This window comes from Desulfovibrio sp. MES5, assembly GCF_002237645.1.
GTDB lineage: Bacteria > Desulfobacterota > Desulfovibrionia > Desulfovibrionales > Desulfovibrionaceae > Desulfovibrio.
The window spans coordinates 123,266-145,183 of record NZ_MJUZ01000041.1 but is presented as its reverse complement, the minus strand read 5'-3'; the positions used below and the strand labels follow the sequence as shown (position 1 = coordinate 145,183).

The window sequence follows — 21,918 nt, the reverse complement described above, 5'->3', positions numbered from 1 at the left end:
ACCGGCGTTGCGCGGCATGCACATACGCGCCTTTGTGCATGCCGCATTTACCATATCCAGTCCGCCTTGGACCGGCTGTTCCCGAAGGAGCGCCGCCAGGGCGGATTTTTTGCGCATAGGCCCGCAAAGGCTGGCGCAAACCCGAGGGTCAGCCCTTTCCCGCTCTTGCCGCCCGTGCGGGCATGCGTTAATATTTATGGGTTATATGCCCATTACGGGCGCAAAACCAAGGTGGATTTCATGCTACAACAGTGCCCTTGCGGCAGCGGGCGTTCTTTGGACCAGTGCTGCGCCCCCTATATGGATGGGTCGGTCTGGCCCAATGATGCCGAAACGCTTATGCGCTCACGGTATTCGGCCTATGTGCTTGGCCGGTATCAATGGCTTGTGGACAGCACGCACCCGGACTACCGGGATGACATTTCCGTGCAAAAGCTGACGGAACAGGCCAAGGATGTCCACTGGCTGCGGCTTGATGTCGGGCGCGTGGAAGACGGCGTGCCTGCGGGCCGGAACGGCGAAATTTTCGATGTGGTGGAGTTTCACGCCTACTACGAAATGGAAGGCATCCCCCGGCAGCTGGGTGAACGCAGCTTCTTTGCCCGGCACGAAGACAAGGTTTACTATGTGGACGGCGTCGGCTTGCGGCCTGAAGCCTACCGCAGGCCGGAGGTCAAGGTCGGGCGTAATGATCCCTGCCCTTGCGGCAGTGGAAAGAAATACAAAAAATGCTGTGGAGCCGGAAAAGCTTGAGTCAGCGAAGCACAGATACGCCTGCCCGTGGCGGCGGCAAAAGCGGGCCGCTGACGGCCATCCGCCAGTTCTGCCTTGAATGCCAGGGCGCATCGGGCAGGGCTGTGCGCGCCTGTACGGACAGGCATTGCCCCCTTTGGGAATGGCGTCTTGCATCTTTGCCTGACGAACCCTGCCCCGCGCCCGAGGCGGAGGCAGGGCTTCAGGCTTTGCGCGCAATCCGGCGGCAGTGCATGCTCTGCGCTGGCGACAGGGAAGAAGTGCGCGCCTGCGCCACGCGTGAGACCTGTGCGCTGTGGCGTTACCGTTTCGGCGTGCGCCCCCAGACCTACAAGCTGGTACGCCGTCGTTTTTTTGCTCCCAAACCATTGAGTCTGCTGTGAAACGCGCTCCGCACGCGGGCTGCCGCCAGGCTGACTAGGGCCAGGCTGATCGGGTTCAGGCTGGCTAAGGCCAAACAGGTTGCCGCCAGCCGGATCGCCGCCAGCCGGATTGCTGTCAGGCGGGCCGCGCCGGGCAAATACAAGGCGCGCCGCTATTTTTCAGGGAGCCCGTCCATGTCGCCGCCAAAGCAGTTTTGTTTTGAAATTGCTTTACACCTTGGGCCGGTATAATGACTGGCAAAAGGTATAAGGGAGAAGCCTATGTCTCATTATCTTGAATGGTCGCGGGCCTACAGCCACAGGCTGAACGCGGCGGATGCCGCTCCTCTTCAGGCCAAAGCCGCCGAATTGGGCGTCCGGCTTGAGCGTGAGCTGGCTCAGGGCGTTCTGCCTTTTCTTTCAATGCCGTACAGGGCGACGCTTGAGCGGGATCTGCCGCCTGTTCTTGAAAAGGTGCGCACCCTCAGGCACATGCTTGTTCTGGGCATAGGCGGTTCGGCTCTGGGCGCGCGGGCACTGCAAAAAGCCTTTGCGCCGGGCCAGGACAGGCCGGGGCATGACGGGCCGTGCCTGTGGATTGCCGACAATGTGTGCGCTGAAGAATTTGAAGCCCTGCTTGGCGGCCTTGAGGCGGCAGACACGTCCGTGGTCTGCATCAGCAAGTCTGGCGGCACCATTGAAACCCTGGCCCAGTATTTTCTTGTGCGCCAGTGGCTTCAGGACGCTCTGGGCCAAGGCTGGCACGACCATATGGTGGTGGTTACCGACGCCACATCCGGCTATCTGCGGCAGGAGGCCACCCTGCACGGTCTGGCTTCGCTGGAAGTCCCGGACCATCTGGGCGGGCGCTATTCGGTGCTTTCCGCTGTGGGACTGCTGCCCGCCGGATTTCTGGGCATTGACTGGCAGGCCCTCCTGGACGGCGCGGCCAGTGTGGCCCGTCATCTGGTGGAAAACCCGCGCGCCCTGGGGCAACATCCTTCCTATGCGCTTGCCTGCTGGGCCAGAGCGCTGGAATTGCAGGAATACAGCGAGCTCATCCTGTTCTGTTACGTGCCGCAATGGGCGGCCCTCGGCCCGTGGTTTGCGCAGCTGTGGGCGGAAAGTCTGGGCAAGGACGGCCAGGGCATCCTGCCTGTGGCTGCCACGGGCGTTACGGATCAGCATTCGGTAAACCAGATGTTTCTGAGCGGCCCGCGCAACAAGGGCTGCATCTTCCTTACCAGCCGGGGGCAGGCCGCAGGCCGCGCCTTTGGTCAGGATCTGCCGCAGGAATGGGCATGGCTGCGTGGCAAGCCTCTGGGCGCGCTGCTTGAAGCCGAGGCCCTAGGCACGCGCATGGCCCTTTGCATGAATGAGGTGCCGCTGGTGCGCATTGATATGGACGGCACTGGCCCCAGGGCCGCCGGGGCTTTTATGCTGCTGATGGAGGCGGCGACCCTGTTTACTGGCTGGCTCATGGGCGTGAACCCGCTGGATCAGCCAGCGGTGGAGCTGGGCAAGCGCCTGGCCAACGCCCGCCTGGGCGCGCCCGGCTATGTGACCGAGCATGCGGATTTGGATACTTTTATGGCCGTGCCCATACAAGAGCAGGCATTTTAAGGAAAGCAGATGTTCTTCAAAAAAAAGCGGAGCGCAGCGAACAGTGATTCGGGCAGCGCGCCGCGTGGCCCGCAGGCCGAGGACTGCGCGCAGCCGTATGTGGGCGGCGTTCAGGACTGGAGCCCGAGCAATCCGGGCGGGCCTGTTCCCAATTCACAGGGCGAAGCTGACGGCGGCCTGCCGCTGAGCTACGCTCGCCCTTTGTCATGGCTTTCACTGGTGGTCATTTTGCTCACCAGTCTGGGGCTTTCTTTCTTTATCTCCAATTCGGCCCGCGAAACGCTGCTGACCCGTCAGGAGGGCTTTGCCCGCCTGCTGGTAGAAAACCTCAACAGCCAGATATTCCGGCGTTTCGCCCTGCCTACGCTGATGGGCTACGGGCGCATCGCCCTGCGCCAGCCCGCCCAGTACGAAAGACTTGACCAGGTCGTGCAGTCCGTCATTCAGGGGCTGCCGGTGGAGCGCCTGCGCATTTATGATTTTTCCCGGCTGGTGGCCTATTCCACCCACAAGGAAGAAGTCGGCCGGGCCGGGCTTTCTCCTGCCAATCTGGACGACATCCTGCACGGCGGGCCACCCTCGTCTGATATCGTCTCGACCATACCCGCCTGGCAGGCTCCGTTCAGGCTGCCGCTGGAGGAGGGCACCTTTGTTCTGCGGGTGCTCTATCCGCTGAAGGGCGAACCCCTGCAGCCCGGGCAGGAGGCTCCCATCATGGGCGCTCTGGAGCTGACGCAGGATATTACGGGCGACTATGAGCAGGTGCTGACCTTTCAGGGCATCATTGTGGTCATGTGCCTGATGTCGTCCGTGGTGCTTTTTGGCCTTCTGCTCATGCTTATCCACCGTTCGGAGCGCGTGCTGGCCGAGCGCATGCAAAAAAACCGGCAACTTGAAAAGCAGTTGCACAGTAACGAGCGTTTTGTGAGCATGGGGCGCGTCATTGCCAGCATTGCCCACGAAATACGTAATCCCCTCGGCATCATCCGCTCCAGCGCTGAATTGCTGCAACGCCGCACAGACAAGGCCGATGCGGGCACGCGGCGCATCCTGGGCGCCATTTTTGATGAATCCGTGCGTCTGTCGCAGACGGTAAACGATTTTCTGGACTACGCCCGCCCCCGTCAGCCCAAGCAGGACCTTGTTGATGTGAGCCTTGTGCTGGATCAGCTGCTGGCCTTTCTTGAAGGCGACATGGCCCGGCGCGGCATCGCGGTGGAGCGTGAAACTCACGAATCTCTCTTTGTGCACGGCGACAAGGATTTGCTGTACCGCGCTTTTTACAATATCCTTGTTAACGGACAACAGGCAATGGATGGGCCGGGCATCCTGCGCATCAGCGGCAACCACGACGGCGAAGGCCATGTCCGGCTGGAATTTCTTGATTCCGGGCCGGGCTTTGACGCCGCCATTGTGGGCAATCTGCTGGATCCCTTCTTTACGACCAAAGATGGGGGCACAGGGCTGGGCCTGCCTATCGTACAGTCCATTATCACCAGCCACGGCGGCGTGATCCAGCTGGAAAACGGCCCGGAAGGCGGCGCTCTTGTGCGTGTGCTGCTGCCCGAGGCCCATACCGGGGCACAGGAATAGTCTTATGAGCGAAAAAGCGCATATTCTTATTATTGACGACGAAAAAAACTATCTGCTTGTTCTGCAAACCCTGCTGGAAGACGAAGGATACGCAGTCACCGCCATCAGCGACCCCGAAACCGCCCTGGCCTTTGTTGAAGAAAGCGAAGTCGACGTGGTGGTGACGGACATGAAGATGCCCAAGGTCACCGGGCGTCAGGTGCTTGAAAGAGTCAAAAAAAGCTGGCCCTATATTCCGGTGCTCATCATGACGGCCTTCGGATCCATCGAAAGCGCTGTGGACGTGATGAAGTACGGGGCCTTTGATTATATTACCAAGCCTTTTTCCAATGACGAGCTTTTGCTTTCCATCCACAACGCGGTGGAACTCGCCCGCGCGCACAGGCAGTACCGCCTGCTGCAGGAAGTTATGGAAGACCGCTACGGCGTGCACAAGATCGTGGGGCGCAGCCGCGCCATACGCGACGTGCTTGTCATGGTCGAGCGGGCCGCGCCCAGCCGTTCCACGGTGCTCATCACCGGCGAATCTGGCACCGGCAAGGAGCTTGTGGCGCGCGCCATCCACTATACAAGCCCCCGCAAGGACAACCCCTTTGTGTCCGTCAACTGTATGGCCCTCAACCCCGGCGTGCTGGAAAGCGAACTTTTCGGTCATGAAAAAGGGTCCTTTACCGGCGCTGTGGCCATGCGGCGCGGCCGGTTTGAACAGGCCGACGGGGGCACGCTTTTTCTGGACGAAATAGCGGAACTCACGCCCGATCTTCAGGTCAAGCTTTTGCGTGTGCTTCAGGAACGGCGGTTCGAGCGCGTGGGCGGCGGCGAAGAAATCGAGGTGGACATCCGCGTGGTGGCAGCCACAAACAAGGACCTTGCCGCCCTGGTGGAAAAGGGCGCGTTTCGTGATGACCTGTATTACAGGCTCAACGTGGTGCAGGTTCCCCTGCCGCCCCTGCGCGAGCGCCGTGAAGACATCCCGCTGCTGGTGGCCCACTTTGTGGAAAAAGTCTGTGCCGACAACACCATGCCCCCCAAAACTTTCAGCACCGAGGCCCTCAATTACCTGACGGGCTACGAGTGGCCGGGCAATATCCGGCAGCTTGAAAATGTGGTGGAGAGCTGTCTTGTGCTGGTGCCCGGCGCGGTCATCAATGTGGACAATCTGCCCGCAGAGATCCGTGATGAAGAGTCGCAGTTCAAAAGCGCCGTGGACCTTTTGCCCGTGCAGCTGGACCTTGCCGACACCTTGGAAAAAATTGAGGCCGCCCTCATCCGCAGAGCGCTGGTGCGGGCGGATCTTGTGCAGGTCAAAGCTGCGGAATATCTTGGTATTTCAAAAAGCCTGCTGCAGTACAAACTGAAAAAGTATGCCATAACAGGGCATTAGAGAGTTTTACTGAGATGTTTTGTGGGGGAGGGACCCCTTTGAAAAAGGGGTTCCTCCCCCACGCCCCCACCCCCTAAAACTTTTATTGGTTTTTTGTTGTACAATGTGCGAACAGGCCCGTCTTCTGTGGAAGACGGGCCTGTTCGCGTATGGGCGGGGCAAAAGCGCTGGCAAATAACGGCGTGACGACTGGCGTGCAGGGGGTATGCTGCTAAAGAAAATTTTATAGAATACATATTCTCAAAGATGCTCCGCTGTTGAGTCGGAACAGAAAGGCGCAGCCTGCTGCCTTTGTCGGTGGAGTGGTCAGTGGTATCCTTATTTAACTTGTCAAACCTGATTTTTTACGTAAGGATACCCCACTGCATAAACTGTGGCCAGGGCTGCTCGAATAGAACGCGGTTTTGGGAGCGCGTGAAGGGCGACAACCACCCAGAAATGCTGATTGATTGATCAGCTAGAGTGTCAGTCGTCAGAATCGTGTTCTCAATGCCTGAAGACTCAGGCTCACCTGCGTTTCAGCGCCACAGGCAGCGCTTGCGCTTCGTGGCGGGCGTCTGCGCGCAGTCGCAGGGAAATTTCAGCGAGAAAGCGCTTTAATGCCTTTTTTACAAAAAAGGCAGCAGGTCAGGGAAGACAGGGTAGCCAGTTTTCTGTCCGGCGGCTGCCTTGGGCAGCCGCCGGAACTGCAGAAACTATGTGCGGTTCGGCCCGGGGCATCAGCCTTTGCGGTTGGCCAGACGTTTTTTGAGGTTTTGGGCCACAACTTCAGGGTCCATCGGCTTGCGGGCAATGCCGCTTTCCATGGCAGCTTTGGCTGTGGCGGCGGCCACTCGCGGCGCTACTTCGGGGTTGAGCGTGGAGGGGATGATGAACTCGGGGTTCAGATCTTCCGGCTTGACCAGATCAGCTATGGCATAGGCTGCCGCAATTTTCATAGCGTCGTTGATATCCGTGGCGGCCACGTCCAGAGCCCCGCGGAAGATGCCGGGGAAGGCCAGCACGTTGTTGATCTGGTTGGGGCAATCTGAACGGCCCGTGGCAATCACTTTGGCACCGGCGTCCTTGGCGCGCTGCAGCGGCCAGATTTCAGGAATGGGGTTGGCCTGCGCGAAGACTATGGGGTCTTTGGCCATGCTGCGAATCATGTCTTCAGTGAGGGTGTCGGGAGCGGACACGCCGATGAAGACGTCCGCGCCCTTGATGGCGTCGGCCAGGCCGCCCTTGATCTTTTGGGGATTGGTGCGACGGGCGATGTCTTCCTTGTAGGAGTTCATGCCATCGGGGCGTCCTTCCCATATGGGGCCGCGCGAGTCGCACATGATGACGTTTTTCAGGCCAAGCGCCATGAGCAGCTTGATGATGGCAATGCCCGCTGCGCCTGCGCCGCTGGTGACGACGGTGATCTCTTCCAGCTTCTTGTTCACGATCTTGAGAGCGCTGATAAGCCCGGCCAGCGTGACAACAGCCGTGCCGTGCTGGTCATCGTGAAAGATGGGGCCCTTGAAGATGCCGTTCTTTTTCAGGCTGTCTTCAATGACAAAGCACTCAGGAGCCTTGATATCCTCAAGGTTCACGCCGCCGAAGGTGGGCGACATGAGTTCCACCAGTTCAACGATTTTAGCGGTATCCTTGGTGTTGACGCAAACGGGGAAGGCGTCCACATCGCCAAAGGTTTTGAAGAGCAGGGATTTGCCTTCCATAACTGGCATGGCGGCGGCAGGGCCGATGTCTCCCAGGCCCAGCACAGCAGTGCCGTTGGAAACCACGCAGACAAAGTTGGAGTGGTTTGTATAGACATCAAGCGTTTCGGGCTGGCGGTAGATTTCCATGCAGGGCTCGGCAACACCGGGCGAATAGGCCAGGGTAAGGTCATCGGCGTCATTCACGGGCACTTTGACGCGCACCTCTATCTTGCCCTGATACTCCTTGTGCATGGCCAGGGCTTCATCCCGCAGATTCTTGATACGAGACATGATACACTCCTTGACTGACGTGTTCTGCCTGGGGGGTCGAAATGAACGGCCTCGCGGGCGGTTAAGACGAAAAAAATGGCAAGGGGCGCTGTGCGCCGTAATCCTTGCTGCTCCGTAGGTATACAGGAAGAGCCGAGGCAAGCAAACAGCTTCTTTGCGTCCATTGCTGGCAAGTGGGGCATGTTGACCTGTGATGCCAATTGTATTTTGAAAACCCGCGTGGCAAGGTTATCCATGCCATGATTACTTACTGTCTAAAGGAGATAGATAGCGCCATGACGACCACCAATGCGAATAATGGCAGTGCGGAAAGGCTGCAGGGCAGAAGGCGCAGCATCCAGCGTCCGCGCGTGCATGTGGAGGTGCTGTCCTGCCTGTTGGAAGATATACAATCTGGCGTATACCAGGTGGGGCAAAAACTGCCTTCTGAACGTGAACTTATGGATGAATTCGGCGTGGGGCGTCCTGCTGTGCGCGAAGCGCTTTCAGCCCTTGCGCGCATGGGCCTTATAGAAGTGTCGCCCGGCATGCGCGCGCGGGTCTGTCGGCTTACGCTCAACCCCCTGCTGCGCGAAATGCGCGCCACTATGGAAATTTATTCCAGCACGCATGACGGCTGGCGGCAGATGCACGATCTGCGACAGTTTTTTGAAACGGCGGTGGCGCGTCATGCGGCCCGGCATATGACAGACGAGCATCTGGCCGAACTTGAGCGCATACTGCAACGGCAGCGCACCTTGCTGGACAATTCGGAAATACGTGAATTTGCCGAGGCGGACATTGATTTTCACCGCTACCTTGTCCACTGCGTGTCGAACAGTTTTCTGGACATCATTTCCAACGGCTTTGCGGGCTGGCTGATCACGCCCCTGTACGCCTCCATGCAGGTGCGCAAGCAGAGCGAACTGGCATACAAAGCCCATGTGCGGATTTACGAAGCGCTGAAGCAGCGTGACGCCGATGCGGCTGAAGAGGCCATGCGCGCCCACCTGGGAGAAATGCGCGGCATTTATCAGGTGGATGTCATGTCTGATACGGAAAAAAGCCGTTAAATCCGTTTGCGAATGAAATGAATTAACTGCTCTGCAAGGATTTTTCTGAAAATCCTTGCCACGAAATGCTGGCAGGCAGGCTCTTGCCTGCCGGGCTCGAGCGTTTCAAGCGGTACATGCTTTATATCCAGAGCATGTTAACCTTGAAAAAGTGTAAATGCTCGAACGCTGCACGAGAGCGCGGGGCGCATTTACTGCATGAGCATCCTGACGGATGCGGGGCTGGCTCTGGCGGGTCAATCTGCACTGCCGCGCAGCTGGAGTATTTTACCTTTGAACAAGGGGCAATGCCCTAAAAAGTAAAAGCCGCAACGGAGTTTCCGTTGCGGCTTTTATAGGCCGGACACCCGGCAACGTCTGTTGCCGCTGCTTCCTTTCGGACCTGACGGAGTTGGCAGTGTTGCCGCCGCCCGGCCTGGCAAATGCTTTACCTGCAAAGATGTGGGCTGTCAATGCCCGGCCAGTGTCGTTCCGGCAGTGTGTTGCATTTGGGCTCGCTGGTTCTCCAGTGTGGCCCCGATCCTGGTTTTTTCCCGATCAAGCAGGCCGGGCAGGGCGGCGGCATTGCTCAGTATCCTGTCCATCATGCTGTCGCTTAAGCCGCCCATCTGCTGTAACCGCTGGCGTTCTTCAACCGGATCGTAAAGCGGCCAGTCCGTGCCGAAGAGTATTCTTTCCGGGGGGCAGGCCGCCAGCAGCCTTTTGACCAGCATGGGGGTCGAAAAGGGCGTGGTGCTGGACGTGTCGAACCAGAGGTTGGGCCGCTCCCTGACCATAAGGGTCTTGAGCGCGTGCGCCCACATGCGGTAGCCGCCGAAATGCGCGGCAATGACCTGAAGCCGGGGGAAGGCGTCCAGAATGGCCGACAGCTTGTAGGGGCAGGAAGGGTTTTTTTCAGGGGAGATTCTGTCGCCAATGTGCATTTCAAACACAAAGCGGCCTTGAGATGCCTCAAAGATGGGCAAAAGGCGCGGGTCGTTGAGCCAGAATCCCTGAAAATCCGGGTGCAGCTTAATGCCGCGTATGCCAGCCGCCTCCAGGCGGTCCAGTTCCGCTTCCCACTGCTCATAACCGGGGTGCACCGTGCCAAAGGCGATAACCTGGTCGGGGTAGGCCCGTTGCAGGCTGATGGCGTAACTGTTTGCCGGAATGACCTGTGCGGGCGCTGTGGCTGCGCACAGCACCACGCACCTGTCGATTCCGGCCTTGCGCTCGCGTTGCAGCAGATCGTCGATAGTGCCATTGCCAGCGCAGGCAACATCATAATGTCCGTTAAGGTGCTCCACGGCCTTGTGCGCAATCTTGGGATGAAAGGCGTGGGTGTGGATGTCGATGTACATGGCTAGGCGTTGCCCACCCCATTTACGACGTTGACGGGCGTGCCCGCGCTCCAGCGGCGGATGTTTTCCGCAGTGAGGTCAATGATGTTCTGCCGCGCCCTGGTAGTGGCCCAGGCGATATGCGGCGTAATAAGCGTATTGGGGGCTGTGAGCAGCGGGTTGTCAGCGCTGGGCGGCTCTTCGGAAAGAACGTCCGTGCCAAGTCCGCCCAACTGGCCGCTTTTGAGGGCCTCGGCGGCGGCTGCCTCGTCCACAAGCGGCCCACGGGAAGTATTGAGCAGTATGGCGCCCTTGCGCATGTTGGACAGGCTTTTCGCGTTGATTATATGCCGCGTTTCCTTGGTCAGGGGGCAGTGCAGGGAAATGACGTCCGAAGAGCAGATGAGGTGCTCCAGCGTGGCAAAGGCAAAGGGGCTGTAGGTGGGCGGATTTTTGGGCACTCGGCAGTGGGCAAGGACGCTCATGCCGAAAGCGTGCGCCAGTTCGCCCATACGGCGGCCAATGGAGCCAAAACCGATAAGCCCCATGGTCAGCCCCTCAAGGCAGACAGGCGGGAGCTTCCAGTAGCACCATTGCTTTGATTTCAGCCAGTCGCCGTTTTTTACGCTCTCAGTGTGCAGGCTGGTGTGGCGGCACAGTTCCAGCAGCATGGCCATGGCATGCTGCGCTACGTCGCTCACGCCGTAGGCCACAACATTGCACACAGGTATGCCGCGCTGGGCCAGCGCATCGACATCAATGATATTGTAACCGGTGGCCAGCACGCCCACCATGCGCACGCCTTCAATGGCGGGCAGGTCTTCCTTGAGAAGCGGGGTCTTGTTGGTCAACAGAACGTCGGCGCCCTTGGACCGTTCAGCCAGCTGGTCCCTGGTGGTCGACTCGTAAATGGTTACATCGCCCAGAGCCTTGATGGGGCCCCAGTCTACATCGCCGGGGTTGAGCACCCCACCGTCAAGAATGACAATCTTCATTGAAATATCCTCGCTTGTGGGCAGTGTAGCCCGAGCCGGAAGCCTCCGCAAGTGGCCCGGGTCAGGGAGGCCGCTGTTGGTCTGAGCAGGCATTGAGCCTGACAGTGCGTGAATCTGTCCGCCTCTGAGATGGCCAGAGCATGTTGCTTTTTTCAAAGATGCAATGCTCTGCCGCTGCACGAGAGTGCAACGCCGCAACGTGGCGCGGTTCTGCCGAACATCAAATTCTTCGGCAGAATGACAAATTGACCTGCAAAGCGCTTCAAAGGTTCTCTGATCTGGCGCAACGTACCATTGAGAATGGATATTCTCAATGGTGCGACGCCCGCTGCGGCGCGCGGCGGGCGTCTGCCGTGCAGCCGCCAGAGCGCTGCTGCCGTGGGTGCGCTAAATATACCGTATTTTAGTGGTGGGAAACAGAATGCAAAGAAGGCCACCCTTGCGGGTGGCCTTCAAGTTCGTCACACAGACCAGAGGTCTAGTGGGCGATCACGCGGAAGTCGTCGCGGCGGTTCTTGGCCCAAGCGGCTTCGTTGTTGCCCTGCACGGCGGGGTTTTCCTTGCCGTAGCTGATCATTTCAAGCTGGTTGGGGTTCACGCCGAGCATAACCAGGTATTCGTACGCAGCGCGGGCGCGGCGTTCGCCAAGGGCGAGGTTGTATTCCTGGGTGCCACGATCGTCGCAGTTGCCTTCGATGCGAACGCGGATGCTGGGGAACTGCTTCATCAGATCAGACTTCTGCTTCAGCATTTCTTTGTACTGGTTTTCAACGTTGAATTTGTCGAAAGCGAAGTACACGCGGCCATCAGTGATCTGCTGAACAGCAGCGCGCATTTCAGGGGTCATGCCATCGTCATAGCCGGGTTCGCCAGTGGTCTTTTTTGCACAACCAAAACCGGCGGCCAGAGCCATAACCAGAGCGAGAATAAGAGCGTAGCGTTTCATTGTGTCCTCCTGAACAGCTCATTCTCCAAGAAATTAATACCTTTCCTTTCTGCACACATAAGGGCGCATTGCCCTTGCATAACAGATGGTATCTGCACCGTAATTTTTGTCAAGAAGTGTGTTGGGTTTTCGGCCCACTTTCGTAAAATATTTTTTACCCGGCATGGCGTGAAATCCTTGAAAACCGGGTAAAAAATATTTTTATCCAATCAATCAGCCGTAATAATTATTTTTGCACCCCAGGCATGCCCCAACGAGGAAATGAGGTGTTTCCTCCACCGGTGGGCACCCGTTTGGCGTCGCCGCCATGTCGCGTGATCAGGTAAATGCCGCGTCCGCCGCCGCGTGAGGACGAAAATGCGATAAAGTAGCTGTCTGCGCAGAACGCGGGCTGCTCATCGCTGCCGGGGCCAAAGGTCACCTGGCGCTCCATGCCCGTGAGCATGTCCTGCACAAAGATGCGGTGGCCGTAATCCGTCATGCGGCTGTAAACCACAAGGGTGCCGTCAGGCGAGAGGTTGGCTTCGGAGTTGTAGGTGCCGTTTTTGCTCACCCGCGTAATGGAGCCGCTGCTGAGGTCTTTGAGGAAGATCTGGGGCCCGCCCAGCCGCGAGGAGGTAAAGGCCATCTTGGTGCCGGTGGAGTCAAAGGTCGGCGAGACGTTGATGGCGTCGCTCTGCTCCAGCACCTTTTCTTTCTGGAAAACGTGGTTGAGCTGGAAGATGACGGGGTATTTGCCGTTGGAAAGGGCCACGGCCACCTTGTTGTCGGGCATGAACGCAGGCCCGATGACCACGTTGCCGGGGAAGCGGATACGCTGCACCTTGCCGGTGGCGCGATCCCAAACGCCCAGAGCGTGCGACTGGGGATCAATCTGGGTAAAGACCACAAAGCGCCCGTCAGGGGACCATGCAGGAGACATGGCCTCGCCGGGCATATTGGTGATCTGGCGCAGATCGCGGCCCGTAGGCTTGACCAGCCAGACGTTGGAATCCATCTTGCCGTTTTTCTTGACGAAGGCCAGCGTGGAGCGGAAGAAGGAACCGTTGCCCGTCAGGGCCTCCAGCAGGTCGGCGCAGAAGCGGTCCGCCACTTCGGGCAGATCGCGGGAGCTGACCTTGGGATATTCCTTGCCGAAAAGGCGGCCGCCGGTGTTGGTTTCAAAGGCGCGGATCTGCACCGGGCGGGTGCCGCTGTCGCCTTCAGGCCAGTAGGTGGTCACCACTATGTCAGACCCGGCAAGCTGAAAGCGCTTGAAATCCAGTGAGGGCGGTTCGTAACCGGCCAGAACCACGCCGCCCAGCACGGCCTTGGGGTCGGTCAGGCGCATGAAGGGCAGAAAGCTCAGGTTTTCCTGAACAATCTTTTGCAGGTCTGCGCCCATGCCCGAGGCTGGCGTTTGCGGGCCTTTGAGGGGCGCGGCCAGAGCCAGATTGACGATGTTCTGGCCCGGACCATAAATGTCCACGCGCATGGCGGCCTGTGCCCCGCTTCCCAGGGCCAGACAGAGCCCCAGAGCCAGGAGAAGAAGCAGTTTTTTCATGGCGTCAGCAGTCCTTGTTGCATCGGCGCGCTAACGGCGCACCAGGGTAAGAGTTATATCCAGCGTTGCGTCAAGCCCTTCGGGTGGCGGCGGGATGCTGCCAACCTTGCCAATGCCTTTGCGCACGAAGGAATCAAGCATTTTGTCGCCGCTTTTTTCAGTAAGGGCGGCATCCTCAATGGCCCCTGTTTTGGGGTTCACCTTCAGCCGCACCGTAGGATAATAGGTACCGGGCGGGGTTTCAACCGGTATGATGATAGACTCGGCAAGCTGCCGTGTCACATTGGAAAAATATTTGTCGTAATTTTTGCCGTATTTGTGCTGGGCCTTATTTTCCGGGCCGTAGAGTCTTTTTTGACCTGCGGCAGACTTGGAAATGGCAGGGGAGGGAGCCACGCTGCGGCCTGCAGGCCCTGCGACGTCGCCTGAGGCGGACGCCTTTTGCCCTGCATCGGCTACGACCGGCAGGGGAGATGGCGCGATGGTCAGGGGCGCTGCTTTCGCCGGTGTGGCGCTTTCGCCTGCCTTGTCCTTGCCTTGATCCTTTTTTGACTGCGGGCCTCCAAGGCTTACCTTGGCCGGGGTGCTGTCTTGGCTACGGCCTGTCACTGGCGCGGCCTTTTCGGCGGTTTTTTCCTTCTTGCCGCCGGAGCTTTCTTTGACGGGCGGCGTCGGAGCCACAACCGTGGGCCTGATATCGGGCAGATCCTTGCCGGTAGCCTTGGCGGCTTCTTCCGCCCTTTGGCGCGCGCGCTCTTCCGCGCCAGCGGCCATGTTGTCGCTCCTGGCGGCCTCGGCCTTGACGCGGGCTCGCTCCTCAAGGCGCAGCGATTCCGCATCGTCCGGGATCTGGTTGCGCGTCTTGCCCTTGGGCGTGCCTGTCCAGAAGGACAGGTGCACTTCCAGCGGTTTTTCATGCGGCGTTCTGCCAAAGGAGCCTATCTGGCGTACTGCGCCGCAGGCGGAACTGTCCAGCGCTTCCATGCCGGATGGGCGCACCGGGGTGCAGCTCAGCACATGGCCTTTGCCGTCGATCCCCACTTTGAGTTGAACCTGAAAGTCCCCTTTCAGGGCCGGGGGCGGGGCCCATATGTCCACTATTTTATCAAGCATTTTACCGGCATAGCCGCCAGAAGCGTCCGCTGATGACATGGCGGCGGCCCAAGCCCCCGTCGCCGTGAGGCTCAGGGCCAGTATGCCAAAAAGCTGAAACAGTCTGCAGGAAAAATAGAGAAGCGACGTGCGCTGCGCGGACGGCATGGTTACCTCCTGTAGGCACAGAATAGCCTGTATGTTAAAAAGGACGTTTCATGTCTCCGTCCATAGTGAAGAAAAAAGTTATCTGACAATCCTGATCAGAGGCGGCGCGCAAAACCTTCTTCTCTGTCAGTGCGCGTAATGGCCTTGGCCGCAAGGCGTCAAACTGTTCGCGCCAGAGCGTTGCACCATTGTAATCTGCTGTACTTTGCCGCTCTTGTCCACTGCTGCGGCTATCGGATTCTTGAACCACAGCAGTGCGCCGATGTGAAAGCCAGTTCCACGCAGCTTTTCAGGCATCTGTCCCGGCGGTTTTGGCGTTGGCCGGGGAGGGCGCGTTTTCTGTCGTTTTTTGCGCATCGGGCGGGATCTGAGGGGCTGATGCCGCCCCAGCTCATGACGCCAGCAGGAATGCGAGGCTCACAAAGTGCAGAGCATATGAACCAGAACGCGACCTGTCGTCATGCGCAAAAGCGGCATCGCGGCCTCAGATCCCTTCGCGGATGTGGATTGCTGGCGTTATCTGCCCATCAGTTCGTCATAGGTGAACACAAGGTCCATGTCGCCGTATTCCGCAGAAGGCGGGGCGGGGAAGTCCCCGCTCTGGCTGGTGCGGATGATGGCGTTCACCGTGGAGGCGTCAAACTGGGAGTTGCCAGAACTTTGCGATATGACGGCCTGCTGCACTTTGCCCTGCATGTCCACGCGCACATGTACGACGCAGCTCAGATTTCTGCGGCTTGCCGAGGTAAAGCCCCAGTTGGGGCGCACCGCCAGCATGACCTGCCCCTGGTAGACGTCGCCGAGTCCGCCGCCGCCAGGGCCCGATCCTTCGCCGCCGCCGCCGCCGCGATTGCCGCCAGCCCTTTTCTGGGCCTGGGCAAGGGCCTGCTCAACGGCATTGCCCCTGTCGCCGGAATCGGCACGCGACGTGGCGTTACGCTTGGCTTGCTGCAAAGCTGCGGCCACCGGATCTTCCGCTGACTTCTGGGGGCTTTTCTTGTCGTCCTTCTTGTCGTCTTTTTTGGCAGGTTCCGGCTTTTTTTGATCCTTGGGCTTTTCAGCTTCCTTGGGTTTCTCCGGTTCCTTGGGCTTGTTTTCTTTTTTGGCGGCCACGGGCGTAGCGTCCGGCTTGGGCTCGGGCTTGGGTTCCGGTTTTGGTTCCGGCTTGGGTTCGGGCTTCTTGACCGGGGCCACATCGGGCTTGGGCGGCGGCGTCACGGGAGAAGGCTGTTTTACTTCAACCCGTTCCGGGGCAGCAACTTCTGCCTTGGGCGCAGGCGGAGTGGGCGCAAGAGGCCCGTCGCCCGGCGCGCCCATATGCCCGAGAATGGGGGAAGGCGTACGGTTGCCGCCAGGCGCGCCCTCCACCAGGCTGATCATGACAGGAGGCGCGTCAAGCCGGACAGGCGGCGTGCTGGGCCAGAACCAGATGAGCAGAAAAGCCGCCAGGTGCAGGCACAGGGAAAGAACATAGGAGGCCAGACGCATACGAAAACCTACTTCGGGGCACGGGCAGGGGCGTTTTTGCCGCCCTTGGCCGGGGCTTGATCGGGCTGTTCGGCGATGACGCCGAGCTTTTCAATGCCGACGGCCTTGATATGTCCCATAACTTCCACCACAGTGCCGTAAGGTACGGCCTTGTCTGCCTGAAGGAAGAGCGTTTTATTTTTTTCTTTGACCAGACGCTGCAGGTAGCCTTCAAGGTCTTCCATACTGTCCACGCCGTATTCGTCCAGATATATCTTGCCGTCGTTGCGCACGGTAAGCACCATATGGTCGGCTTCTGTGGGCAGCACTTCAACCTGCGTGGTCTGGGGCAGGTCAACCTCAAGCCCCTGGCTCATCATGGGCGTTGCCACCATAAAAATGATGAGCAGCACCAGCATGACGTCCACGAAGGGCGTGACGTTGATATCCGAAACGAATTTGTTGCCGCCTCCGACGTTGGCTCCCATGCTACATCTCCGTGGCGCCCGTACGCTGCACGGGCCGATGGGCATTGAGTTCGCGCTGTACGCGGTTCAGGAAGACGCCCGCAAAGTTCACCAGCAGCGTGTCCACCTGAGAAAGCTTGCCCATAAAGATATTGAAGCCGATGGTGGCAGGCACGGCCACAGCGAGGCCGATGGCGGTGGCGACCAGGGCTTCGGAAATGCCGGGGGCCACGGTGGCCAGCGAGGCGGATTTGAGCATGCCGATGGAGTGGAACGAACTCATGATGCCCCACACCGTGCCGAACAGGCCGATAAAGGGCGCGGTATTGGCCGTGGTGGCCAAAAGCGAGAGCGAGCGCTGCAAGCGCGCCAGTTCACTGCCCACACCCTGACGCAGGGCGCGGCGGACGTTGTCCACCACAACTTCGCTGCTGTTGCCAAGCTCCTTGGAGCGGTTGAATTCCAGCACGCCCTGATGCGCTATATAGTAGAGGGGAGATGCGGGATCTGCGCCGAGAGACTGCACGGCTTCACGCAGATTGGGGGCTTTTTCAAACCCTTCCGTGCCGTTAAGCGCCTTGTTGTTGGCGGCGCTGAGCGCGAAAAATTTCTGGATCATCAGCCCCCAGCTGATAATGGACATAACGACCAGAAGAGCCAGCACCGCCTTGGCCACCAGGCTCGCCTGGGCAATCATTGAAAAGAAACTGAATTCCATGAAGTTCTCCATAAGTGCGCAGCAGCCGTGTTTTTCACAAATCGCCGCAAGTAGTGCCGGAACGCAGGACGCAAAAAAGCGCCGGTCATGACGGCAGCGCCGTCACAGCCGCATAAGGCTCTGGCGGAGAATGCAACGAGTGGGGCAAAGTTTCAAGATTTTTTTTAGACCTTTTGCCCCTGGCCCGCTTTGGCCGGGGTTTTTAAACCTGCACGCCGGAACGGAATGCACCTGTCCGGGCGGTTCGTCAAGTCCGATGATTGAAAAGTACCGGATCTGCGCCCGCGCGGCGCAGAGTTGGGCAGTCTTGCATGAGGCAGTTGCGCGTGGCGGCGGCCTTGTCCGCTTGCCGCCTTTTGCTGAAAAAACAGGCTGTGAAGGACCTGTAGAGCGCGTCTGGCGGCCTGAATGCCGCCGTTTTGCGTGTGGCCCGCTGTGCCGTGCACGGTACAGATAGTATATGAAGAAGTTTTTTTGGCAAGCCGGGTGAAAAAATGCCCGGCCTGCGCTGGATGGGGGGTGATGCCACCTGGCGGCATGGAATATTTTATATTTATTTTTTTCATTGAGTCCTATATGCTTGGGCGCATATTGCCGAGCCAGCCGGGGCCATGCCAGGCTGGCCATAGCGCCACGTCAAGGGTGTGCCGGGCTGTATTGCCAATGACGTGTTGCGCGTTGTATGCAGGCAATGCGAGAGCCACCTTTCCATACGCCGCTTCCAGGGCGCGTGCCACCTCTTCAATTACGGCGGTTTCAGTGATTCGCTCGTCCATCCTCTTTCTCGTACTCCTGTTGGCCTTTTTTTGCTCCCCCTCCGATGCGGCGCAGCGCGGCACGGGGCCAGGGGCTGCTGTGCCGCTTTTTCAGGGGCAGCGCAGCCTTGGGCCGCAAGACGGAACAGCGGCAGGTACGGGAAAAAACGAGGGCAAGGCGCTGCGCATCACCATGCACGACGCCGTGAACCGCGCTCTGGAGTTTAACCCCAGTCTCGGTTCGCAGGAAGCGCAGGGGCGGTCGTCGGAAGAAAGCCGCAAGTCCGCGCGCGGCGCTTTCGGCCCCAGGCTTGGCATGAGCTATTCAACGGCCAAGCAGGAAAGAACAAGCAATCCTGCCACGGTCAAGCCGCCAAAGATGGGCACCTACAGTTGGGGAGTGGAGATTTCACAGCCGGTGTTTCAGGGCTTCAAGCTGCTGGCCAACTACCAGCGGGCCGCCCTCCAGGCCGACAGCGACAAGGCGGCCCTGCGCAATGCCGAACTGTCCATGACGGAACAGGTGCAGGCGGAGTTTCTGAATCTTTTGCGCTATGAAGAGAGCGTGCGCAGCGAGCGTGACGCTCTGGCGCGTCTGCGCGATCAGCTGCGCATCACCACGGCCTTCTTTGATGTGGGTCTGCGCCCCAGGCTGGATGTGCTGCAGGCCGAGGTTGACGTGTACCAGGCGGAAAACTCGGTAATCATCGCTGAAAACAATCGTGAAACCAGCTATGCCCGGCTGAACACGCTGCTGGGGCTTCCGGCCACCGCGCAGGTAAATTACACGGGGCAGCTTGTCCACGTGCCTTTTACACGGTCGCTGGAGCAATGCCTTGAGGCTGCCTATCGCCAGCGGCCCGATCTGTACATGGCCGCCAAGTCGGTGGAGATTGCCGGCAAGAATCAGCAGGCGGTACAGAGCGACTATTATCCGCAGGTAGAGGGCTATTACAACATAACCCAGAGCGGCAACACGCCCGACCTGCAAAAGGACGGCGGCAACGGCTCGCGTTCGCAGACCTGGGAAGTGGGCGCGCGCGCCACCTGGAATGTTTTTCAGTGGGGCACTACCTATTACGCTGACAAGGAAGCCGGATGGCTTGTCACCAAGATGCGCTATGAGGCGGAAAATCTGAAGCTCAGCGTGGGGTATGACATCAAGTCCAAGTTGCTGGCCGTGCGCGAAGCAGAAAAACGCATTAATGTGGCGGAAAAAACCGTGGAGCAGGCCACCGAGGCCTACCATGTGGCTTTGGCCCGCTACCAGGAACAGGTGGGCACCAACTTTGACGTGTTGGACGCATCGTCCAAGCTCACCACGGCCCAGGCAGCCCTGACGGGAGCCAAGGCCGACTACCTTACTGCCCTGTCGCAATTGTATGTGGCCATGGGCGAATTTCAACCGGAACTCATGAGGCGCTGACCCGAATGCCTGGAGCGCCAAGCACAAGCGAAAGAGGAATGAAAGAACCCTACCTTACTATTACGCCCCTGGGGGGCCTTGGGGAAATCGGCCTTAACTGTCAGCTGTGGGAAACAGCTGGCGGTGTGGTCATGGTGGATTGCGGCCTCATGTTTCCTGACGACGCCCATCTGGGCGTGGACGTGGTTATCCCGCATTTTGGCGCAGTCAGCGCCGTAAAGGATAGATTGCTCGGCATTGTGCTCACGCATGGGCACGAAGACCACATAGGGGCTCTGCCCTGGCTTTTGCCCGAACTCAAGGGCACGCGGATCTATGGTTCGCGGTTTACCCTTGCCCTTGTGGAACACAAGCTGCGCGAACGTGAAATTCTCGACTGGGCGGAACTGTGCCCCGTGGACGCGCAAACGGTGCTGCCGCTGGGCGATCTGACCTTCCATTTTTTTCCGGTCTGTCACTCCATTCCTGAAGGCTTCGGCCTTGGGGTGGAAACGCCCATCGGGCGCGTCGTCCATAGCGGCGATTTCAAGATTGATCCGCATCCTCTTGACGGCACGGGCACTGATCTTGGCGTTTTTCGCGATTTCGCGGGGCCGCAGGGCGCGCGCCTTCTACTTTCAGACTCCACAAACGTCATGCGTGAGGGGCATTCCCTCACGGAACGGGAAGTGAAGGATTCGCTGGAAAAGATCTTTGCCAGGGCGGAAGGACGCATTGTCATTACGCTTTTTTCAAGTCATATCCAGCGGATACAGGAAGTGTTCGACCTCGCGCGCGAATTCGGGCGCACTGTCGTCATCAGCGGAAAATCCCTGGCCAACAATATAGAGATGGCCCGCGATCTTGGCATCGCCAAGCTGCCGCCGCAGTTTTTCAACGCCCACAACGGCGTGCCCGACCTTCCTGACAACGAACAGGTTCTTGTGGTCACGGGCGCGCAGGGCGAACCCATGTCGGCCTTGTCGCGCATGGTGCTTGGCGGCCACCGGCAGCTTGAGATCCGCAAGGGCGATACCGTGGTCATGAGTTCGCGCATGATACCGGGCAACGCCAAGGCCGTGTCCAAGCTCATCAATGAAATGTATCGCATGGGCGCGGAAGTGCTGTATGAAAGCGTCCACGCCATACACGCCTCGGGCCACGCCCAGCGCGAAGAACTGCGGGCAATGTTCGAGGCCGTACGGCCCGAGATTTTTGTGCCCGTGCACGGCGAGTACCAGCACCTCGTAAAGCATGGCCGTCTGGCTGTGGAGTGTGGCGTCAAAGAAGAGAACGTCATTCTTCTGGAGGACGGGCAGCCCCTGACCCTGCTGGAAGACTCGTTCAGGCTGGAGCAGAAGGTGTCCGTGGAGTGTACGCTCGTGGACGGCAAGGGCGTTGGCGACGTGGGCTACGCAGTGTTGCGTGAGCGCCGCATCCTCGGCGATGAGGGCATGGTTATTGTCGTGCTGGTCGTGGATTCTGAAACCGGCAGCGTACTGCACGGGCCGGAGATGATTTCCAAGGGATTTGTGTTCGAGCAGCACTACAGCCATCTGCTTGAAGACGCCAAGTGCCTTGTGCTGGACGAAATTGAAGCGGCTCGTCCCGGACAGCTCAATCGCATGCAGGAGGGCATACGCTCGTCGCTGCGGCGGTTCTTCCGCCGCGTGCTTGAGCGCGATCCTGTGGTGGTGGCCATTATCAGCGAGGTTTAGCGCGGCTTCAAGGCAAAACCGCTCTGGCGGCTGCGCCGGGCAGACGCCTGTCGTGAAGGCCAGACGCGGTTTGTCTGAGTTGCCAGACGTCGTAAAGGGCGCGCCGTATGCGCTGCAAATATATGTTTGCGTCTGTGGCCTGATCTTGGCTGGCATGACTGGCCGTTACGGGCAGTATGGGCCAATATGGGCTGTTACGTGCCGTTAGGCCCTCGGGGCCAGACGGCCCGACGGCGGCCACTGGCTGCGCAGACCTTCGGCATGGCGCTGCTGGACCAGAGGTCCTGGCGCTTGTCCTGGGCGCGCGGCCAGACCGGAAATTTCAGGATTGTGGCTTCAGCCCGTGCGGAACAGAGGGCAAAGGCTCTGGCGCGCTTTTGAGCGCTGCTGTGGGTTCCGGCGTTTACTGGGGGAGTGTGCCGCGAAATTCGCGTTGTCTGGCGTGGGCTTGAGGTGAGGCTTTCGTCTTTTTTAAGAAGCCCCTGCCGGATAATGCCGCGCGACATGCGCCTTAACGGCATGGATCTTGCTTTTTTCATGACAAGATATTGACGGCGGTAAAAACTGCCGCAAGGAGCTGTC

General features: G+C 59.2%; 20 protein-coding genes and 1 other RNA gene. 8 read left to right on the top strand and 13 right to left on the bottom strand.

From position 1 onward, the window contains the following. Window positions 1-240: 240 nt before the first annotated feature. From BCS36_RS11015 to BCS36_RS10995, 5 genes are all read left to right on the top strand, one after another. Window positions 241-753 (top strand): YchJ family metal-binding protein, encoded by a 513-nt coding sequence (locus tag BCS36_RS11015; protein WP_291302942.1) that lies wholly within the window; start codon window positions 241-243, stop codon window positions 751-753. Continuing rightward, window positions 750-1,136 carry a hypothetical protein gene (locus BCS36_RS11010; protein ID WP_291302941.1) on the top strand — a complete coding sequence of 129 codons (387 nt, stop codon included), beginning with the start codon at window positions 750-752 and terminating at the stop codon, window positions 1,134-1,136. The genes BCS36_RS11015 and BCS36_RS11010 overlap by 4 nt, the downstream gene beginning before the upstream one ends. Before the next feature lie 261 nt (window positions 1,137-1,397). Beyond that, a complete protein-coding gene (locus BCS36_RS11005) occupies window positions 1,398-2,738 on the top strand; it encodes a glucose-6-phosphate isomerase (RefSeq protein ID WP_291302940.1) in 1,341 nt (446 codons plus the stop codon). A 9-nt stretch (window positions 2,739-2,747) separates the two neighbouring features. Then, entirely contained in the window at window positions 2,748-4,331 is a 1,584-nt protein-coding gene (locus BCS36_RS11000) for an ATP-binding protein (protein ID WP_291302939.1), read from the top strand. Between the two features lie 4 nt (window positions 4,332-4,335). Further along, on the top strand, window positions 4,336-5,715 hold the full coding sequence (locus BCS36_RS10995; protein ID WP_291302938.1) for a sigma-54 dependent transcriptional regulator: 1,380 nt from the start codon (window positions 4,336-4,338) through the stop codon (window positions 5,713-5,715). A 719-nt stretch (window positions 5,716-6,434) separates the two neighbouring features. On the opposite strand, the gene BCS36_RS10990 is transcribed toward BCS36_RS10995, so the two are convergent. Further along, a complete protein-coding gene (locus tag BCS36_RS10990) occupies window positions 6,435-7,682 on the bottom strand; it encodes an NADP-dependent malic enzyme (protein WP_367209440.1) in 1,248 nt (415 codons plus the stop codon). 284 nt (window positions 7,683-7,966) lie between these two features. Here BCS36_RS10990 and BCS36_RS10985 point away from each other — a divergent pair, with 284 nt between their 5' ends. Then, window positions 7,967-8,743 (top strand): FCD domain-containing protein, encoded by a 777-nt coding sequence (locus BCS36_RS10985; protein ID WP_291302936.1) that lies wholly within the window; start codon window positions 7,967-7,969, stop codon window positions 8,741-8,743. Window positions 8,744-9,073: 330 nt separating this feature from the next. Here the strand turns inward: BCS36_RS10985 and ffs are convergent. The 11 genes from ffs to BCS36_RS10930 form a co-directional block, all read right to left on the bottom strand. Next, window positions 9,074-9,163, bottom strand: an RNA gene (gene ffs, locus BCS36_RS10980) — signal recognition particle sRNA small type. A 29-nt stretch (window positions 9,164-9,192) separates the two neighbouring features. Beyond that, entirely contained in the window at window positions 9,193-10,083 is an 891-nt protein-coding gene (locus BCS36_RS10975) for an amidohydrolase family protein (protein ID WP_291302935.1), read from the bottom strand. A 2-nt stretch (window positions 10,084-10,085) separates the two neighbouring features. Beyond that, on the bottom strand, window positions 10,086-11,057 hold the full coding sequence (locus tag BCS36_RS10970; protein ID WP_291302934.1) for a D-2-hydroxyacid dehydrogenase: 972 nt from the start codon (window positions 11,055-11,057) through the stop codon (window positions 10,086-10,088). A gap of 478 nt (window positions 11,058-11,535) precedes the next feature. After that, complete coding sequence (gene pal, locus BCS36_RS10965; protein WP_291302933.1) at window positions 11,536-12,003, bottom strand: peptidoglycan-associated lipoprotein Pal; 468 nt, start codon at window positions 12,001-12,003, stop codon at window positions 11,536-11,538. Window positions 12,004-12,229: 226 nt separating this feature from the next. Continuing rightward, on the bottom strand, window positions 12,230-13,546 hold the full coding sequence (locus BCS36_RS10960; protein ID WP_291302932.1) for a translocation protein TolB: 1,317 nt from the start codon (window positions 13,544-13,546) through the stop codon (window positions 12,230-12,232). A gap of 30 nt (window positions 13,547-13,576) precedes the next feature. Next, window positions 13,577-14,806: a TonB C-terminal domain-containing protein gene (locus BCS36_RS10955; RefSeq protein ID WP_291302931.1), complete on the bottom strand. Its 1,230-nt coding sequence runs from the start codon at window positions 14,804-14,806 to the stop codon at window positions 13,577-13,579. A gap of 126 nt (window positions 14,807-14,932) precedes the next feature. Beyond that, complete coding sequence (locus BCS36_RS10950; protein ID WP_291302930.1) at window positions 14,933-15,103, bottom strand: hypothetical protein; 171 nt, start codon at window positions 15,101-15,103, stop codon at window positions 14,933-14,935. 219 nt (window positions 15,104-15,322) lie between these two features. Further along, window positions 15,323-16,294 (bottom strand): energy transducer TonB, encoded by a 972-nt coding sequence (locus tag BCS36_RS10945; RefSeq protein WP_291302929.1) that lies wholly within the window; start codon window positions 16,292-16,294, stop codon window positions 15,323-15,325. An 8-nt stretch (window positions 16,295-16,302) separates the two neighbouring features. Continuing rightward, window positions 16,303-16,761 (bottom strand): ExbD/TolR family protein, encoded by a 459-nt coding sequence (locus BCS36_RS10940; protein ID WP_291302928.1) that lies wholly within the window; start codon window positions 16,759-16,761, stop codon window positions 16,303-16,305. A gap of 1 nt (window position 16,762) precedes the next feature. Next, window positions 16,763-17,458, bottom strand: coding sequence for a protein TolQ (tolQ, locus tag BCS36_RS10935; RefSeq protein WP_291302927.1), 696 nt, complete (start codon window positions 17,456-17,458; stop codon window positions 16,763-16,765). A gap of 572 nt (window positions 17,459-18,030) precedes the next feature. Beyond that, complete coding sequence (locus BCS36_RS10930; RefSeq protein ID WP_291302926.1) at window positions 18,031-18,234, bottom strand: hypothetical protein; 204 nt, start codon at window positions 18,232-18,234, stop codon at window positions 18,031-18,033. A gap of 79 nt (window positions 18,235-18,313) precedes the next feature. Here BCS36_RS10930 and BCS36_RS10925 point away from each other — a divergent pair, with 79 nt between their 5' ends. Together BCS36_RS10925 and BCS36_RS10920 are read left to right on the top strand one after the other, a co-directional pair. Continuing rightward, entirely contained in the window at window positions 18,314-19,639 is a 1,326-nt protein-coding gene (locus BCS36_RS10925; protein WP_291302925.1) for a TolC family protein, read from the top strand. Window positions 19,640-19,677: 38 nt separating this feature from the next. Then, entirely contained in the window at window positions 19,678-21,336 is a 1,659-nt protein-coding gene (locus tag BCS36_RS10920) for a ribonuclease J (RefSeq protein ID WP_291302924.1), read from the top strand. Between the two features lie 194 nt (window positions 21,337-21,530). Here BCS36_RS10920 and BCS36_RS10915 read toward each other — a convergent pair whose 3' ends face one another. Beyond that, the gene (locus BCS36_RS10915; protein WP_291302923.1) at window positions 21,531-21,842 is read right to left on the bottom strand and encodes a hypothetical protein; all 312 of its coding nucleotides are present in this window, start codon (window positions 21,840-21,842) and stop codon (window positions 21,531-21,533) included. Window positions 21,843-21,918 lie beyond the last annotated feature (76 nt).